This is a genomic window from Chryseobacterium oleae (genome assembly GCF_900115055.1).
GTDB classification, from domain to species: domain Bacteria; phylum Bacteroidota; class Bacteroidia; order Flavobacteriales; family Weeksellaceae; genus Chryseobacterium; species Chryseobacterium oleae.
The window spans coordinates 916,050-931,927 of sequence record NZ_FOVD01000001.1 but is presented as its reverse complement, the minus strand read 5'-3'; the positions used below and the strand labels follow the sequence as shown (position 1 = coordinate 931,927).

Below are 15,878 nucleotides of genomic sequence, written 5' to 3'. Positions count from 1 at the left end.
GAATTATACGGTGCAAAGGTAGTCTAAATATTTTTAAGCGGATCATTTTACTTTTGTCCACTGCTGGTTATGTCTCAGGTCTTCAATGAAGAGGTAGACTTTTCTCAGCTTTTCACTTCCTCTTTTGCCATAGTCTTCTACATTTTTGGAAGTTCCATCCGTAAAATTAATTCTCAGATAGGACGTGGAAAGATCCGTGATATTTCTTGATCCGTACTTATCCTGAAGGTTTTTAACATCAAGACCGTTCAGTAAAGAAACGAGTTTGTTATAGTCAGCCTCTTTAATTACGGCTTTAAAAGTTCCTTCCCGTGGTTTTGAAAATTCCCCTTTTGAAAAATCCTTGGAGAAATTGAAATGTTCTGCTTCCAGTATCGCTGTCCTGTCAGGATTAATGGTCATCGTGAAAATAGGGCAGGATCCAAAACATGCGCCTGCCTGATATTCAATTTTAGAATATTGTGATTCCGTTTTCTGTGTGGTGCAGGAAAATAAAAATATCAGTGCACAAAGGCTTAATACATATTTCATAGGGAATGGTTTCTCTGGGTTGTTTCAATAATTATTCCAAATAGAATCGGGTTCAGCAGTGAACTTACTCCAGAGATGAAACACAACAGCCTTTGGTGAATGATAATCGTATAAGTACCGGGTCAATATTCATTGATTCATAGTACTTTGTTCTCTTTTTGGCAGTGTTGTAATAAGAATAGCTTTTAATTTCTCCTTTATCAAAGACTATTTTATTCTTGAAGAACAATGGTTCCATGTCAAACAGGATGTTGTTGTTAAAATCCTTATCCGTATTGGCAATGTCCAGTTCAATCACTGCGACATTCGTTTTTCCTTTATGAATAAGGTTGTACTTATAATGAATCAGATCGTTGTCTGCTTTCTTTTCCACCAATTCCAGTACCTGATCGGTTTTTGCCTTTTTTCTTTTCTTAATATCCGCAATTTCCGACTCCAAAGGAATATCACCCTTGAAATAGTCAAAATTTCCGGGCTTGATTTCTTTGTTTTCGTCTTTGATCAGAACGGGAAGAACAGGATTGGTGTCTTTTTTTAAATTGTAAATGAATCCGTTTCTGCTGTTGTTAAAAGAAAGAACAGACAGGTCCGTGTCATTGGTATAGTATTCGATCACCTCATTCACTTCATTATTTGTACCCTGATCAGCAATTTTATTGTAGGTTAATCTTTTGTTGAATTCAAACCTGAAAAACGCTTTATCACTGAAAGGTGCCGGTTCATCCAATCTGGGTGCTTCCACGAATGAATCACCCCCTTGAGCATAAGCCGAGGAGGGCAGAAGAAATGAAACAAAAATAACAGCGGGTGCTGTTATTTTCTTTAATGAGTGTATCATCTTTTATCCGTGAAGTTTTTTCCAGACTGCGTCTTTCAGTTCTACAAGGCCTTCTCCCGTAACACCGGAGAAGAATAACGGTTTTCTGTTTTCCGGAAATTCAGCTGAGATTTCTTTTTTCAGCTCTTCATCCAGAAGGTCTGATTTGGAAATCGAAATGATGAAATCTTTATCCAGAAGTTCAGGATTGTATTCCGTCAATTCATTTTCCAGAATTTTAAACTCCTGAAAATGACTTTCAGAATCAGCCGGAATTAAGAATAATAAGATGGAATTTCTTTCAATATGTCTTAAGAATCTATGTCCTAAACCTTTTCCTTCAGCAGCCCCTTCAATGATTCCCGGAATATCAGCCATTACAAATGATTTGTAATTTCTGTAATCCACAATACCAAGATTGGGGGTCAGCGTTGTAAATGCGTAATTGGCGATTTTAGGTTTTGCCGCTGATACAGATGCCAGAAGTGTAGATTTTCCTGCATTAGGAAAACCAACCAAACCTACATCGGCTAGAATTTTAAGCTCGAAAACCACAAATCCTTCCTCACCATCCATTCCTGGCTGTGCATATCTTGGAGTCTGGTTGGTAGAAGATTTGAAGTGCTCATTTCCTTTTCCACCTTTTCCACCAAGCATCAAAGTGATTTCCTGTTTGTCTTCAAGAATTTCGCCGATAATTTCTCCTTCTTCATTTTTAGCAATGGTCCCGATAGGAACATCGATATAAATATCAGCACCGTCAGCACCGGTAAGCTGGCTTTTCGCTCCGTTTTCACCACGTTCCGCTTTGATGTGGCGGGTGTATCGAAGTGGAAGTAAAGTCCATTCCTGAGCATTTCCTCTCATGATGACGTGTCCGCCACGACCTCCGTCGCCTCCATCCGGACCGCCTTTAGGAATATATTTTTCACGGCGAAGGTGGGCAGAACCTGCACCTCCGTGTCCGCTTTTACAATGGATCTTTACGTAATCTACAAAGTTAGACATATAGTTTGTGTTGCGGGTTGCGGTTTACGGGATCAGAATTTTTCCAATCCCGTACACCATATCCCGATTATTTAATTTTTTCGACTTCAGCGAAAAGCTTCTGGGAAATTTCAGCAATTTCTCCTACGCCGTTTACTTCAACATATTTTCCCTGCTGCTTGTAAAGTTCGGCTACTTCTGCTGTTTTAGTATAATATTCTTTAATTCTGATTTCAATGATCTCTACATTGCTGTCGTCAGATCTTCCACTGGTTTCACCTCTTTTCAGAAGTCTTTCCACTAAAGTTTTGTCTTCTACCACCAAGGATAGGCAGATATCAATCTTGTCGTTCAGTTCCTCTTTTACGATGGTTTCCAAAGCTTGCGTCTGAGCCGTAGTTCTAGGATATCCGTCGAAGATAAATCCGTTGGTATCGGTTGGCTTTCTAAGCTCGTCGATCAGCATATCCGTCGTTACCTGATCCGGAACCAGTTCTCCCTTATCGATGTAAGACTTAGCCAGTTTTCCAAGTTCGGTGTCGTTTTTCATGTTGTATCTGAAAAGGTCACCTGTTGAAATCTGTTTTAAGTTGAATTTTTCGATCAGGTTTTGAGCTTGTGTTCCTTTTCCACTTCCTGGAGGGCCGAACAGAACAATGTTTATCATAATGTTGATTCGCCTGCAGCTTTCAGCAATACGCTTTCAGCCTTTAGCTTTTTTAGTTAATATTTACTTTATTTCGATTTAATATTTAAAGCTAATGGCTAGTAGCCAAAAGCTAGTAGCAGAAATTAATGGTTGATTTGTCCCTCTTCCAGTTGATACAGATTGGCAAGGTTTCTTCCTATCTCATCATAATCAAGTCCGTAACCAAGAACAAACTTATTTGGAATCTCTTTTCCGATATAATCCAGTTTGAAATCTTTCTTGTATACATCCGGTTTCAATAGGAATGAAGCCAGTTTTACAGATTTCGGACGCTGTGTTTCCGTGAAATATTTGAATAAACTTTCAACAGTGTTTCCAGTGTCTACAATATCTTCCACAAGAATGATGTGACGGTCTTTCACGTCTTTAGTCAGCTCCATTTTCTGGTAAACGATCCCTGTAGATTCAGTTCCTGCATAAGAACTCATTTGAATGAAAGCAATCTCGCATTCACCGGGATAATATTTTAAAAGATCTGAGAAGAACATGATCACTCCGTTCAGAACCCCGATGAAAACAGGAACTTCATCCTTGTAGTCTTCATAAATCTTTAAAGCTGTTTCTTTTACAATTTGCTGAATCTCGGCGTCCTTCAAATAAGGAACGAAAGTTTTGTCGTGAACTTTAATGCTTTCCATAAAAAATTTTAGTAGTTGGCAAAGTTACGGATTTTTGATCAAAATCTTTTCTACTTTTGCACCCGATTTCATAATGCCCCGTTTCAGGAGGATACTGTAAAAATAATGGGGAGATAAAATCTTTGATTCCACTCAACTGTCCCATCAATTCTACAATTAGTCATCTTTCAGAAGGAGACAAATTTTGATTTGAAGAATTTTGACCAATCTCAAAACAGGGTAAAAGTCATATGTTTTTTATCAGGAAAAAATGAATTGGGAAGAATTTGCTATCTTTGCAGTTCCAAAACCCAATTATACAGACATGTAGGATTTAATTTCTTTTCGATATTATCAAACAGTAACCGATGCGTTGCTGATGTTTAATTATTACCAAGAAATAAATCATGATCTTACTGCAAAATATGTCCTACGGGTTTCCGGGAGGAGACCTTCTGTTTCATTCTATCCATTTAACAATACCATCCCAAACAAAATCGGCGCTTGTCGGAAGTAATGGTGTAGGGAAATCTACACTCCTGAAAATAATGGCCCGCGAAATTCAACCTTTAGAAGGAAGTATCACCGTGAAAGGCGATATGTACTATGTTCCGCAGATGTTCGGGAACTTTGATCATCTTACCATCGCAGAATGTCTGAAAATTGACCAAAAACTAAATGCCTTCCAAAAGATCACCAATGGCGAAGTGGATGAAGAATATTTTGAAATCCTAAATGACGACTGGGAGATTGAAGAACGCTGCCAAAGTGCTTTACATGAATGGAAACTTGAAGATGTGAGATTAGACCAGAAACTGGAAAACCTGAGCGGAGGTCAGAAAACCAAAGTTTTCCTGGCTGGAATCCAGATCAATACCCCGGACCTTATTCTACTGGACGAACCTACGAATCATCTCGATCTGGAGGGCAGAAAATTATTATACAGTCTTATCGAGAGAACAGATGCTCAGGTTGTTATGGTGAGCCACGACCGCACGCTGCTGAATCTTGCGGATACTATATTTGAATTAAGTAATCAGGGAATTTCTACATACGGAGGAAACTATGATTTCTATGTTGAACAGAAAGAAATAGAGGAGGAAGCACTTCACAATGATATTCATGCCAAAGAACGGGCTCTGAAAAAGGCCAAAGAAAAAGAACGCGAAACGATAGAACGGAAACAAAAGTTGGATGCAAGGGGAAAACAGAAGCAGGAAAAATCCGGAGTCGCAAGAATTATGATGAATACACTCCGCAATAATGCTGAGAAAAATACATCCAGATTGAAAGGGGTTCATGCTGAAAAGATCAGTGGGATTTCCGGTGATCTCCGGGATTTGCGCTCCTCTTTGAAAAACTCTGACCAGATGAAAGTGAATTTCAATGATTCCTGTCTTCATTCCGGGAAAATACTGATCAGTGCTGAAAATATTAATTTTAAATACGGCATTGAAACTCTTTGGAAGGATCCTGTCAGCCTTGAAATCCGTAGTGGAGAAAGAATTTCAATCAAAGGATCCAATGGTTCCGGCAAAACGACCTTACTGAAAATGCTGTTGGGTAATCTGAATCCGTCTGAAGGAAAAATGATTAGATCTGAGTTTAATACAATTTATGTTGATCAGGAATACTCTCTGATTGGTCAGGATATCAGTGTTTATGAATTTGCTCAGGAATTTAATGATGGTGCCATGCAGGAATCCGAAGTGAAAACCCTGCTGTCGAGATTTCTGTTTGGAAAGGAAGCCTGGGATAAAAAATGTGGGGTATTAAGTGGAGGTGAACGCTTGAGACTGCTTCTGTGCGGGCTTTCCATCAGCAGTAAGGCTCCGGATATGATTATTCTGGATGAACCAACGAATAATCTGGACTTGCAGAATGTGGAAATTTTGACGGCTTCTATTAAGGATTATAAAGGGACATTGCTGGTGATTTCCCATGATGAGATCTTTTTGGATGAGATAGGAGTGGAGAGGGAGATTATTTTGGATTGAATGATATGCTGCCGATGTTTTTTCTCCCGCGGATTCCGCAGATTTTGCTGATGTTTGTGTTTTATTGACTGTTTATTTAAACCTTATAGGTTTTAAAAACCTATAAGGTTTGAGCATGAAAAGTATTTGCTGTTGGATTATCGCAAGGGCGCAAGGGATGATTAAAAGTGTGTTTTTAAGGCGCAAGAAAATCGAAGATTTTCGGCTGGGTTGGATAGGTAAATAAGTATTCAGTTAGCGGTATTCAATTGTATCGGAGATGAAATTTTTACATTTGTGTCATTGCGAGGAGTGCAACGACGAAGCAATCTTATGCTCTATATTTTGATGATGTGAATTAGATTGCTTCGCCTGCGGCTCGCAATGACAAATGTCAACATTGAAATTTTCTATGAACCAACTTATTTAAATAGAATTAGAGAATCCGGCAATCCATTTGTAAAGATGCAGTAATGTTTAGCTTTATAAATGCTTTGAAATCCACTGAAATATTTCATTGAAGACCTCTTGCCTGATTTCCTCATTTAATATTTCGTGTCGCATGTTGGGATAGATTTTCACGCTGATATCTTTAAATCCGTCCTGCTTTAGATACTCAACGGTTTTCATCACTCCTTTGCTGAAATCTCCGATAGGATCATTCTGTCCACTCACAAACAGGAGAGGGAAGGATTTTGGAATAGAAACAGCCCAGTTTCTTGCTGTAGCTTTTTTATAAATGCTGAATAGGGCGTAAAAAGCATTATTGGTAAAAGGAACACCGCAGAGTTCATCTTCGGCAAACGCTTTTCTGTTGGCCGGGTTCAGGCTCAGCCAGCTTGTATCGCTGAAGTCTTTGTCTTTCTTAAAAGGCTTATTATTGACCGTATTAAAAAGGGTATTTAGATAAGTAGGATAGTGAGGCGCTATTTTGTTGGCTAATGAGAGATAACCGTTGATTAAGTTGATGCCTGCCAAAGGACCTCCGGTTCCTGTAATGATTGCTCCATTAAATTTACCTCCGGCTCTCTGAAGAAGACAGCGTGTCACAAATGATCCCATAGAATGGCCAAGAACAAAATGAGGAACATCCGGAAATTGTCGTATAAGATGGTCGCCCATTGCTTCAGCATCGGAAACAAGTTTTTCATCCGGTTGCTTCAGTTGGAAAAACCCAATGTCTTTTTTCTCCTTCACCGATTTTCCGTGTCCTAAATGGTCATAAGTAAGAACTGCTATACCCTGATCTGCAAAATTGGTTGCTATTTCAGCATATCTTCCGCTGTGCTCCTGCATACCGTGAATGATGAGTAAAGTAGCTTTTACGGGAATTTCATCGGGATTGAAAAGGGTGTGGAAGAGCTTTGTTTCGCTGGCGGGAGATGGGGAGAGGTAGGATGATTTTTGTGATGATCTCATGATGGGAGGAGCTTTGAGCGTTTCAGTGTTTAATTATCTAATTTATCAGTTTATTTCTGACGTTTTCCTGCAGCTTGTCTTAACTTTCTATAAAGATCAGTTAAGAAGTTTTTACGATTGAATTTATCTATAAGGCCAGATCTTTCACCCTTCTTTAATTCATCAGTTACTTTTGAATAATTATTTTCTAATAACATATTGGTGCTTTTACGTTAATATTTTTAATTTTTTCAAAGCCAGATCTTCATGTCTCATTAATTTTTTTTCAGAGTAAATTTTTACATTATTGATTGTGACCTGCTTTATTATCAAATATACATAATAAAAAAACACTCAATATATTTCTCTCCAACCACATGATTTCCACCCCACCCCAAAATAAAATCCTCCCATAATTTGCCCACCCTATTTTTAAAAAGTAATTTTGCATGAATCTAAAATAAAAGAAAAATATGTCAACTTACGTAGTTGTAGGTCTTCAATATGGAGATGAAGGTAAAGGAAAAATCACGGATGTTTTATCTGCTAAATCGGATTATGTAGTTCGTTTCCAGGGTGGAGACAACGCTGGTCACACGGTTTATGTGGGTGAAGAGAAATTTGTTTTGCACCTTCTCCCTTCAGGAGTTCTACAGTGCAAAGGGAAGTGTATCATTGCGAACGGAGTAGTGGTAAACCCAAAATCTTTCATTAAAGAGGTTGGCCAGATTGAAAGCAAAGGCTTGAAAACTGACCACATTTTTATCAGCAGAAGAGCGCATGTGATCATGCCTTACCACATTCTTTTGGATACTTACCGTGAAGAAGAACACGGAGGAACGCAAATCGGAACCACTAAAAAAGGAATCGGACCTTGCTACGAAGATAAAATTTCAAGAGTGGGAATCAGAATGATCGACCTTTTAAATCCTGAAATTCTAAGAGAGAAAATTGAGAAAAACTTAAAAATTAAAAACTCTCTTTTCGAAAAATATTACGGAAAACCGACTTTAGATGTTGAAGAAATCTACAACGAATTTTTAGAGCTTGGAAAACAGCTTCAGGACAGAATCGTAGATACGGAAGTTGAATTGAACGAAGCCATCAGAGACGGTAAAAACGTTCTTTTTGAAGGAGCTCAGGCATTGATGCTTGATATCGACTTCGGAACCTATCCGTACGTAACTTCATCTTCTCCGTCTACAGGAGGAGTTTGTACAGGAGCAGGTGTTCCGCCAACGTCACTTCAAAACCTTATCGGGGTTGCAAAAGCATACTGTACAAGAGTTGGAAACGGACCTTTCCCATCTGAGCTTGATAATGAATTAGGCGAAAAGATCAGACAGATCGGTGGTGAATTTGGAGCTACAACAGGAAGACCAAGAAGAACAGGTTGGTTAGACCTTGTTTCTTTAAAGCACGCTTGTATGATCAACGGGATCAACAATCTTGTTATTACTAAATTAGACGTTCTTACAGGAATCGAAAACCTGAAAATCGTAACACATTATAAGACAGAAGACGGAAAAATCATCGATTATTTCACTTCTTCAACTGAGAAATTATACAACTATGAGCCGATCTATCAGGATCTGCCAGGTTGGAACGAAGATCTTACCAAAGTAAGAAGCTACGACGAACTTCCTGACACGGCTCAGAAATACATCGAGTTCATCGAGAAATACCTTGGAATCAATGTATACTTAGTTTCTGTAGGCCCTGAAAGAAGCCAGAACATCATCAGAAAAGAATTATTCTAAGAATAATCCAACAATAGAAAAAGCCGTTTCATCACTGATGAAACGGCTTTTTTATTTTTTTGAGTTAAGGTTGATCGTTGTTTTTGCTGAGTGAAATACCCTTGCGAACGAAAATATTTCATGAACTCATTTCAGGCAGACATTTATTATATCCTTTCAGAGTTGGAAAAGCACAAAGGAAAGCAAAGCTTGACCAAAAATGAGGATAATTTAAGACGCAGGAAAATCCAATATTTTCAGCAAGTTTATTGGCGTTTATTGAACGGCCTACAATTTTATCGGAGATAAAATCCTTGCGCCTTAAAGCATTCGAATTAGAAAAAAACTTGCGTTCCTTTGCGCTTTTCCAACTCAAAAGTTTAAACAAGTTACAGGTTTAATCGGAAAAATTGCGATCATAGCATTGTATGTCAATTAAATTCTATCCCTCTGTTACCACCGCATCACGGTCTCCATCCTCTTCTTTTCCTTCCTGTATCATTTCTTCCGCCTCCGCTTTTTCTTCCGTGGTAGCTTCTTCTACTTCTTCCTCCTGTTCGTCATTATGATGATCAATAAAAAACTCACAATACACTGGTAGATGGTCGGAGCCGAAGTTTTCTAAGGTTTTAAGTTCTTTGATGAAAATATCTTCACTGTGGAACATTAAGTCAATCGGAAATCTCAGCAGAAGGTATTTGGCATGAAAGGTAGAGACAAAGGAATGCCCGATCCTCGGATCAATCAGATGACTGGTTTTTCTGAATAATATGGATGATTTTGACCATGCTACATTATTGAAATCTCCGACAACAATGACAGGTTCTTTGATGTCTTTGACGCATTTTGCAGCACTTAATAAATCTCCGTCTCTTTCTTTTGAAGTTTCCTCTTCCGTAGGGCTCGGCGGCGGCGGATGTACCCCAAAAAAGACAAATGAAAAACCATCTTCCGTCTTCAGGTGAACTTCAATACTCGGAATATCATCAGCCACAAAATAATGCGTCTGCGCACTTTTAATCTCAAGCTTAGAATAGAAATGCATTCCGTACGTATTTTCAAGCGTCACCTTATGATGAAACGGATAATCTTTTTCAAGAACGGTCATTGCTTTTTCCCAGTCACCATTGCTTTCCATCGTCATAAAGACCTCCGGTTTATGTTTCTCAATAAGTTGAATAAACCGATCGTATTCTTTATTAAACTGGTAGACATTGGCGGAAATAAAATGCAGCTTTTTAGAAGACTGGTGTTGCTGTTTATGCTTTTTTACCGGATAAAGCGGAGTGTATTTGACCAATGTTACCCCATGATGAACAAACAGTAAGAGCAAAAGTCCCTGTCCGTACCAGAAATTTTGAGGGTGATCAATCAGAAAGCCTATAACAAACGTAATCACAACAACATAGGTTATCTGAATCTTACCAAATTCCGGAACCCTGAATACCCAATGCGCATTTTGAATTTTAGGAAGTATGGTTAACAGAACCAATAACGCAATTAAAAACAAATAAATTCCCCACATAATGTCAAATAAACTGATAAAAATAATCTATTTCCTGATAATGAAGCGCGATTCACTTTTTAAACTTTGTTAATTTTAATTATTTACAGGATTTTTTCCTAATTTTATTGGGTCAGATTAATTGATAACCCTATGAATAAACTTGCCGCACTCACTTTACTGTTCTGTACGTTCTGTTTCGGACAGCAGAATCAGGACATTGAAAAACCCATCCGTAATCTGTTTCTCGGCATGAAAAATGCGGATACTGAACTTGTAAAATCGGCTTTTGCAGAGAATGCCATTTTACAGAGCATCGCTAAAGACGGAACCGTAAAAAATGAAAACATACAGGAATTTATCGCTTCTGTTTCCAAATTTTCAAAGGGCGATCTGGATGAAAAAATAATCATCGATGCCGTTCATACAGACGGAGGACTTGCCAGTGTATTTACCCCATATTCTTTCTATTTTAAAGGGAAATTTTCACATTGCGGAGCCAACAGTTTTCAGTTGGTGAAACAGCAGAACGACTGGAAAATTCAGTACATCATCGATACCAGAAGAAAAGAAAACTGCAGAGAAATAAAATAATGAGGAACCGAAATCTGATCTTAAACTACATCTTTATAAGCTGTCTGGCTATCCTGTTTTTAAACGACCATTTTTTTAAATTCCAATATACAAGCTGGTTTACGGGCAAACTGTCGGATGTGGTGGGAATTATCCTGCTGCCAATGCTACTCACGTATCTGTTTCCAAAACTGAAACAATACTCTGTTTTTGTGGCAGGTTTCTTATTTGCCTTTTGGAAATCCCCTTATTCGGAGAATCTGATCCAGTTGTATAATACGGTGTCACCCATTCCGCTTCACAGGGTGGTAGATTATACAGATTTGCTGGTTCTACTGCTACTTCCTGTTCCTTATATATTGATTAAAAATACACGAATTATTGATCATTTTGCTTTTAAGAAGATCAATCCATCCTTTGTATTACTACCTTCCATGCTGATCTTGATGTCAACCTCAAATGGAAGCAGGTATTTTTCATACGTGCCTTATTCCGGGAATCTTCACTTTAATAATAATACTTCTTTTGAGATCAATAAATCAAAGAATGAAGTCCTTTTAGAACTAAAGAAAAGGGATATCAGGGTAGAGAAAGATACAGCAAGGATTATAGCCATGAACAGAGGGCGGTTTTTCGGTATGGGGAAATTTGAGCAGAAAAATCTTTACAATAACGAAAAATTTTATCATGTATCTGATGATTCTATAAAAGCAGTAGCTTTCAAAATGATAGAGGAGAGTAATGAATATAAAATCAACACGCTTCAGCTGGGCGACCAGACGATTTGGGATGTTCAGTTTAATATGTATTCAAAAGATAATAATACGACAAAAGTCATTGTAAATTCTGCAAGAATAGGAGAGGCTCTGAAAGCCGAAGAAGTAGATAGAAAACTCAGAAAAATTTATAAAAAACTGTTGATAGAAAAATTTAATACACTATAAAAATATAAAAATGAAGATCCATCACATTGCCATTATATGTTCAGATTATGAAGTTTCAAAAAAATTCTATACTGAAGTGATAGGCTTGAATATCATCCGTGAAGTATACCGTGAAGAAAGACAGTCTTACAAGCTTGATCTGGCTATCGGAGACCATTATGTAATCGAGCTTTTTTCATTCCCTGATCCACCGGAAAGACCTTCCCGCCCTGAATCCTGTGGTTTAAGACATCTGGCGTTTTCTGTAGAGAATGTTGGAGCTAAAAGAGATGAACTTATAGCCAAAGGCCGTACCTGTGAAGATATCCGCATAGATGAATACACCGGAAAAAAGTTTTTCTTTACCCAGGATCCGGACCAACTTCCGCTGGAGTTTTATGAAATGTAAAAATTAGTGAGCGTAGCCTGTAAAAAAGCTGATCGCCATAATCACGAGAACAATAGAGGAAATGACTACATATACGTAGTCTTTTTCTTTTAAATACCCGATCAAAGCGAAGATAATCCTTACCAAAGGGGTAAAGATCAGTAATAAAATTCCCAGTTGAATAATAGCCATTCCTTCTCCTTTGCACAGAGAATTCCAGAACATGCCCCATACTTTTTCAGAAGAGGAACCCATATCCAGACTGGAGTATTTTTTAGGCATTTCGAAACCTTCCACGAATAGCTTGATAAAACCTACCAGTGATGTCACTACAGACAAAATAACGCCAAGTCTCAGAAGATTTCCTACCGAACGGTTCAGATCTACATCTGTAAAATTCTTTTTCATTATCTGAAGCTTTTATTGATACCGTTATACATCATATACACTGACAGGATGGTGATCACGATCGCAAAGAATACTTTTAATTTCTTTGTTTTCGAAACCATCAGAGTTTTTGAACCGATGAAACTTCCTACTACCACACCGATCAGTACCGGAGCTACGATCACAGGAATGATCTCACCTCTCTGGAAATAAATCAGGGCACTGGCTACAGCCGTTACACCAATCATAAAGTTACTCGTCGTTGTAGAAACTTTGAACGGCAGTTTCATCATATTGTCCATCGCCAATACTTTAAGCGCACCGGAACCGATTCCTAAAAGTCCGGACATCGCACCGGCAAACATCATCATTAAAAATCCCGGAACGGTATTTCTTGCAGAATAGCTTTTTAAAACGCCTTTATCAGGAAAAGTTCCGTAGAGTTTCAGTTTTTCTTCCAGACTTCCTTTAATTAAAGGTTCCTGATGATCAGGCTTTCCTTTAAGATTTAAAATCACAGTCAATAAAAGAATACTGGCAAAGATAATCCCGATGGTATTGGGATTAAGCATTCCGGAAAGCAAAGCTCCCATAATAGCGCCTGCCGTAGTTCCGATCTCCAGAAACATTCCGATCCGCATATTGGTAAAACCTTCTTTGACGAAAGCTACCGCCGCACCGGAGGAAGTTCCGATCACAGAAATTAAAGAAGCACCGATTGCATAATGCATAGGAACGCCGAAACCCAGCGTTAATAAAGGAATAATGATAACTCCTCCTCCCAAACCCGTAAGTGAACCTAAAAGACCGGCTGAAACCGCGCCGAGGAACAGAATGATGATTTCTGACATGCTACAAATATAAAACTATTGCCGTACTCTGCCAAACGTTTAAAAAAGATAAATTTGACGTATTTTTGTAGGCATGAAAAGTGAAATGAAATTATTTTATATCATTCTCGGTGCAACGCCCAAGGGCAGGAATATCGAGCAGCATGACGTGTTTTTCGGGATCGCAGAAAATCTTAAAGATCTCGTTCCCGATATGAAGGATTTCTGGAAAGAAGCCGAAGGAAAGATCCATTTAGACTGTCATCAGGAAGTGAAATTCGCAGACGGATATGAGGTGAAGATCGTGGAAAAGACAGATCAGCCTTCCGAAAACCAACTGTACTTTCTTAATTTGGGAGGATACAAGAGAGGCTTTTTTGAAGAATTTCACGAGCAGCATCTGATGGTTGGACAATCAATGGGAGAGATCATCAAAAGAGCAAAAGCTACGGAATTTTATGCAACGATGGGTTTTGAAGGTGCCGTAAGCCATGTGGATGACAAACACGGAGTTGATATTGACGATATTTTTAATGTCAATGATATCCTTCCTGAAAAAATGAAAGAAAAATATTCGATTGTACTGACAAAATCTGATGCAGAAAATCAGGAGAATCCAATGGGACTGGGATATTTAAAGATTGATAAGGTTCAATAAAGCTTTCCATTAAGAAAATCTAATAGAAAAAATAAAAGTAAGAATGAAAATAGGAATTTTAGGAGGCGGACAGCTGGGAAGAATGCTGATACAAAGCGCACTGAAATACGACGACGAATTTTATACGCTGGATCCGGCATCTGACGCACCGTGCAACAATATTTCCCACTTTACCCAAGGAAATTTCAATGATTTTGAAACGGTACTGAACTTCGGGAAAGATAAAGATGTAGTGACTATTGAAATAGAGCATGTGAACGCTGATGCGTTGGCCGAGCTTGAAAAACAAGGCATAAAAGTAGTTCCGAATGCGGCAATCATCAAAACCATTCAGCAGAAGATCCTTCAGAAAGAATTCTACAAAACCTATGATATTCCAAGCCCTGAATTTCAGGTGGTGTGGAACAGTGATGAAAAGATCATGATGCCGCTGCCGTTTGTGCAGAAAATGAATACGGGAGGTTATGACGGAAAAGGCGTTCAGGTAATCAGAACAGAAGAGGATTATCAGGATGTATGGAAAGAAGCTTCAGTGATCGAAAGTCTGGTAGACATCGACAAAGAACTTTCCGTGATCGTTGCCAGAAATGAAAGTGGGGAGACCAAAACATTTCCTGTGACTGAAATGGTAGCAGATCCTAAATTAAACCTATTGGATTTTAATATCTGTCCGGTATTTTTAAGCGAAGATATCCAGAAACAGATTGATTCTATTACAGAGAAATTTCTGAATGCAGTCAATTCTCCGGGACTTTTTGCCATCGAATTATTCCTGGATAAAGAAGGAAAAATATGGGTGAATGAAACGGCTCCGAGACTCCATAATTCCGGTCACCAAAGCCAGGAAGGAAATGCGAATTCCCAATTCGAGCAAATGTATCGTGTGGTGAAAAACCTGCCTTTAGCCGACACGGATGCCTTCGGATACAGCGGAATGCTGAATCTTGTAGGGGCAGAAGGACATGCCGGAAAAGTCATTTACGAAGGAATGGATGACGTTCTGAAGCTTCCAAAAACGTACATCCATTTATACGGAAAAACAGAAACCAAGCCCGGAAGAAAAATGGGACACATCAATGTTCTGGCCGATACCAGAGAAGAATTGATGGAAAAACTGGTGAAAGTGAAAAGTATGGTGAGAGTGATCGCGGAATAAGACTTAGACTTAAAATAAATATAAAAGAGCTGTAATGATGATTGCAGCTCTTTTTTGTGGTTTTGTCAATGCCGTTTATTCATTCGCTTCATCAAATCAACTTGTTGATTACTTTGTGGAAAAAATATCGCGATTGCTAAGCATTATTATTCTGAACGATTTACATTGTCCAATACAATATTTGATGTTTTAATCTTTCCTATTTCTTTGTCCTCACCAGACTTGTATCTATTTGTAAAAATCCAGAATTCTTTTGGGTTATTTGAATCTCGTGCGATGAAAATATTAAAATTTCCAGCCGGCGAAATCACCTGAATTGCTTTTTTATCCATTGCATGGCTGTGGTTGGTGGAAATATCTTTGAGTTTCAAAAGCTCATTTTTTAATTCCTCTGTCTGCAACGATCCAAAATCCGCACTGTCAATCGATATTTTGATTTTAGGATCAGAAAGTATGCCTATGACTTCACTCCGGACATTTTTTACCACCATATTCTGAACAATGATTAATAAAATTCCTAAAATAAAAGTCTGAATAAATAGAGCGATACCGATGACTTTTACCATATCATTTTTAAACAGGCGTGTCAACATGGCGATAATCAATCCAATCGCTGCAATAACAAATGAGAACGGTAATAAAGAGATTAAAAAAGAGTAGAACGTTTCAAGATTTTCGGTCATAA

Annotated in this window: 18 protein-coding genes; 7 read left to right on the top strand and 11 right to left on the bottom strand. The window is 38.3% G+C overall.

All coding sequences use genetic code 11. From position 1 onward, the window contains the following. Positions 1-42: 42 nt before the first annotated feature. The 5 genes from BM143_RS04130 to BM143_RS04110 form a co-directional block, all read right to left on the bottom strand. Positions 43-531: a DUF6438 domain-containing protein gene (locus tag BM143_RS04130; protein ID WP_090023235.1), complete on the bottom strand. Its 489-nt coding sequence runs from the start codon at positions 529-531 to the stop codon at positions 43-45. Positions 532-595: 64 nt separating this feature from the next. Beyond that, the gene (locus BM143_RS04125; RefSeq protein WP_090023233.1) at positions 596-1,369 is read right to left on the bottom strand and encodes a hypothetical protein; all 774 of its coding nucleotides are present in this window, start codon (positions 1,367-1,369) and stop codon (positions 596-598) included. Positions 1,370-1,372: 3 nt separating this feature from the next. Continuing rightward, on the bottom strand, positions 1,373-2,356 hold the full coding sequence (gene obgE / locus BM143_RS04120) for a GTPase ObgE (RefSeq protein WP_090023230.1): 984 nt from the start codon (positions 2,354-2,356) through the stop codon (positions 1,373-1,375). A 67-nt stretch (positions 2,357-2,423) separates the two neighbouring features. After that, complete coding sequence (locus BM143_RS04115; RefSeq protein WP_034728921.1) at positions 2,424-3,002, bottom strand: adenylate kinase; 579 nt, start codon at positions 3,000-3,002, stop codon at positions 2,424-2,426. A 125-nt stretch (positions 3,003-3,127) separates the two neighbouring features. Continuing rightward, positions 3,128-3,682 (bottom strand): phosphoribosyltransferase, encoded by a 555-nt coding sequence (locus tag BM143_RS04110; RefSeq protein ID WP_034728922.1) that lies wholly within the window; start codon positions 3,680-3,682, stop codon positions 3,128-3,130. Between the two features lie 386 nt (positions 3,683-4,068). Here BM143_RS04110 and BM143_RS04105 point away from each other — a divergent pair, with 386 nt between their 5' ends. Next, positions 4,069-5,658 carry an ABC-F family ATP-binding cassette domain-containing protein gene (locus BM143_RS04105; RefSeq protein ID WP_090023229.1) on the top strand — a complete coding sequence of 530 codons (1,590 nt, stop codon included), beginning with the start codon at positions 4,069-4,071 and terminating at the stop codon, positions 5,656-5,658. Positions 5,659-6,120: 462 nt separating this feature from the next. Here the strand turns inward: BM143_RS04105 and BM143_RS04100 are convergent, their stop codons facing one another. Together BM143_RS04100 and BM143_RS23890 are read right to left on the bottom strand one after the other, a co-directional pair. Next, positions 6,121-7,056: an alpha/beta fold hydrolase gene (locus tag BM143_RS04100; protein WP_090023227.1), complete on the bottom strand. Its 936-nt coding sequence runs from the start codon at positions 7,054-7,056 to the stop codon at positions 6,121-6,123. 50 nt (positions 7,057-7,106) lie between these two features. Continuing rightward, positions 7,107-7,253 carry a hypothetical protein gene (locus tag BM143_RS23890; protein ID WP_167375239.1) on the bottom strand — a complete coding sequence of 49 codons (147 nt, stop codon included), beginning with the start codon at positions 7,251-7,253 and terminating at the stop codon, positions 7,107-7,109. Positions 7,254-7,508: 255 nt separating this feature from the next. Between BM143_RS23890 and BM143_RS04095 the strand changes: the two genes are divergently transcribed. After that, complete coding sequence (locus tag BM143_RS04095; protein ID WP_090023225.1) at positions 7,509-8,795, top strand: adenylosuccinate synthase; 1,287 nt, start codon at positions 7,509-7,511, stop codon at positions 8,793-8,795. Positions 8,796-9,216: 421 nt separating this feature from the next. Here BM143_RS04095 and BM143_RS04090 read toward each other — a convergent pair whose 3' ends face one another. Next, positions 9,217-10,299: an endonuclease/exonuclease/phosphatase family protein gene (locus BM143_RS04090; RefSeq protein WP_090023223.1), complete on the bottom strand. Its 1,083-nt coding sequence runs from the start codon at positions 10,297-10,299 to the stop codon at positions 9,217-9,219. Between the two features lie 132 nt (positions 10,300-10,431). Between BM143_RS04090 and BM143_RS04085 the strand changes: the two genes are divergently transcribed. The 3 genes from BM143_RS04085 to gloA2 are packed head-to-tail and all read left to right on the top strand — an operon-like array spanning position 10,432 to position 12,183. Continuing rightward, positions 10,432-10,872, top strand: a complete 441-nt coding sequence (locus BM143_RS04085) for a nuclear transport factor 2 family protein (protein ID WP_090023222.1) — start codon at positions 10,432-10,434, stop codon at positions 10,870-10,872. Further along, positions 10,872-11,795 carry a hypothetical protein gene (locus BM143_RS04080; protein WP_090023219.1) on the top strand — a complete coding sequence of 308 codons (924 nt, stop codon included), beginning with the start codon at positions 10,872-10,874 and terminating at the stop codon, positions 11,793-11,795. The genes BM143_RS04085 and BM143_RS04080 overlap by 1 nt, the downstream gene beginning before the upstream one ends. A 10-nt stretch (positions 11,796-11,805) precedes the next feature. Continuing rightward, on the top strand, positions 11,806-12,183 hold the full coding sequence (gloA2, locus tag BM143_RS04075) for an SMU1112c/YaeR family gloxylase I-like metalloprotein (RefSeq protein WP_090023217.1): 378 nt from the start codon (positions 11,806-11,808) through the stop codon (positions 12,181-12,183). A 3-nt stretch (positions 12,184-12,186) separates the two neighbouring features. Here the strand turns inward: gloA2 and BM143_RS04070 are convergent, their stop codons facing one another. Together BM143_RS04070 and BM143_RS04065 are read right to left on the bottom strand one after the other, a co-directional pair. Further along, entirely contained in the window at positions 12,187-12,570 is a 384-nt protein-coding gene (locus tag BM143_RS04070; protein WP_034728948.1) for a DUF1634 domain-containing protein, read from the bottom strand. After that, positions 12,570-13,400, bottom strand: coding sequence for a sulfite exporter TauE/SafE family protein (locus BM143_RS04065; RefSeq protein WP_090023215.1), 831 nt, complete (start codon positions 13,398-13,400; stop codon positions 12,570-12,572). The genes BM143_RS04070 and BM143_RS04065 overlap by 1 nt, the downstream gene beginning before the upstream one ends. A gap of 85 nt (positions 13,401-13,485) precedes the next feature. Between BM143_RS04065 and BM143_RS04060 the strand changes: the two genes are divergently transcribed. Together BM143_RS04060 and BM143_RS04055 are read left to right on the top strand one after the other, a co-directional pair. Then, positions 13,486-14,037: a DUF1543 domain-containing protein gene (locus tag BM143_RS04060; protein ID WP_034729150.1), complete on the top strand. Its 552-nt coding sequence runs from the start codon at positions 13,486-13,488 to the stop codon at positions 14,035-14,037. 43 nt (positions 14,038-14,080) lie between these two features. Continuing rightward, a complete protein-coding gene (locus BM143_RS04055; protein ID WP_090023213.1) occupies positions 14,081-15,193 on the top strand; it encodes a 5-(carboxyamino)imidazole ribonucleotide synthase in 1,113 nt (370 codons plus the stop codon). 146 nt (positions 15,194-15,339) lie between these two features. Here BM143_RS04055 and BM143_RS04050 read toward each other — a convergent pair whose 3' ends face one another. Further along, positions 15,340-15,876 (bottom strand): hypothetical protein, encoded by a 537-nt coding sequence (locus BM143_RS04050; RefSeq protein WP_090023211.1) that lies wholly within the window; start codon positions 15,874-15,876, stop codon positions 15,340-15,342. Between the last annotated feature and the right edge of the window lie 2 nt (positions 15,877-15,878).

What these genes read in the sequence shown, in the direction of transcription:
- BM143_RS04130 (WP_090023235.1), bottom strand. Translation starts at nt 531, where the DNA reads ATGAAATATGTATTAAGCCTTTGTGCACTGATATTTTTATTTTCCTGC.
- BM143_RS04125 (WP_090023233.1), bottom strand. Translation starts at nt 1,369, where the DNA reads ATGATACACTCATTAAAGAAAATAACAGCACCCGCTGTTATTTTTGTT.
- obgE (WP_090023230.1), bottom strand. Translation starts at nt 2,356, where the DNA reads ATGTCTAACTTTGTAGATTACGTAAAGATCCATTGTAAAAGCGGACAC.
- BM143_RS04115 (WP_034728921.1), bottom strand. Translation starts at nt 3,002, where the DNA reads ATGATAAACATTGTTCTGTTCGGCCCTCCAGGAAGTGGAAAAGGAACA.
- BM143_RS04110 (WP_034728922.1), bottom strand. Translation starts at nt 3,682, where the DNA reads ATGGAAAGCATTAAAGTTCACGACAAAACTTTCGTTCCTTATTTGAAG.
- BM143_RS04105 (WP_090023229.1), top strand. Translation starts at nt 4,069, where the DNA reads ATGATCTTACTGCAAAATATGTCCTACGGGTTTCCGGGAGGAGACCTT.
- BM143_RS04100 (WP_090023227.1), bottom strand. Translation starts at nt 7,056, where the DNA reads ATGAGATCATCACAAAAATCATCCTACCTCTCCCCATCTCCCGCCAGC.
- BM143_RS23890 (WP_167375239.1), bottom strand. Translation starts at nt 7,253, where the DNA reads ATGTTATTAGAAAATAATTATTCAAAAGTAACTGATGAATTAAAGAAG.
- BM143_RS04095 (WP_090023225.1), top strand. Translation starts at nt 7,509, where the DNA reads ATGTCAACTTACGTAGTTGTAGGTCTTCAATATGGAGATGAAGGTAAA.
- BM143_RS04090 (WP_090023223.1), bottom strand. Translation starts at nt 10,299, where the DNA reads ATGTGGGGAATTTATTTGTTTTTAATTGCGTTATTGGTTCTGTTAACC.
- BM143_RS04085 (WP_090023222.1), top strand. Translation starts at nt 10,432, where the DNA reads ATGAATAAACTTGCCGCACTCACTTTACTGTTCTGTACGTTCTGTTTC.
- BM143_RS04080 (WP_090023219.1), top strand. Translation starts at nt 10,872, where the DNA reads ATGAGGAACCGAAATCTGATCTTAAACTACATCTTTATAAGCTGTCTG.
- gloA2 (WP_090023217.1), top strand. Translation starts at nt 11,806, where the DNA reads ATGAAGATCCATCACATTGCCATTATATGTTCAGATTATGAAGTTTCA.
- BM143_RS04070 (WP_034728948.1), bottom strand. Translation starts at nt 12,570, where the DNA reads ATGAAAAAGAATTTTACAGATGTAGATCTGAACCGTTCGGTAGGAAAT.
- BM143_RS04065 (WP_090023215.1), bottom strand. Translation starts at nt 13,400, where the DNA reads ATGTCAGAAATCATCATTCTGTTCCTCGGCGCGGTTTCAGCCGGTCTT.
- BM143_RS04060 (WP_034729150.1), top strand. Translation starts at nt 13,486, where the DNA reads ATGAAATTATTTTATATCATTCTCGGTGCAACGCCCAAGGGCAGGAAT.
- BM143_RS04055 (WP_090023213.1), top strand. Translation starts at nt 14,081, where the DNA reads ATGAAAATAGGAATTTTAGGAGGCGGACAGCTGGGAAGAATGCTGATA.
- BM143_RS04050 (WP_090023211.1), bottom strand. Translation starts at nt 15,876, where the DNA reads ATGACCGAAAATCTTGAAACGTTCTACTCTTTTTTAATCTCTTTATTA.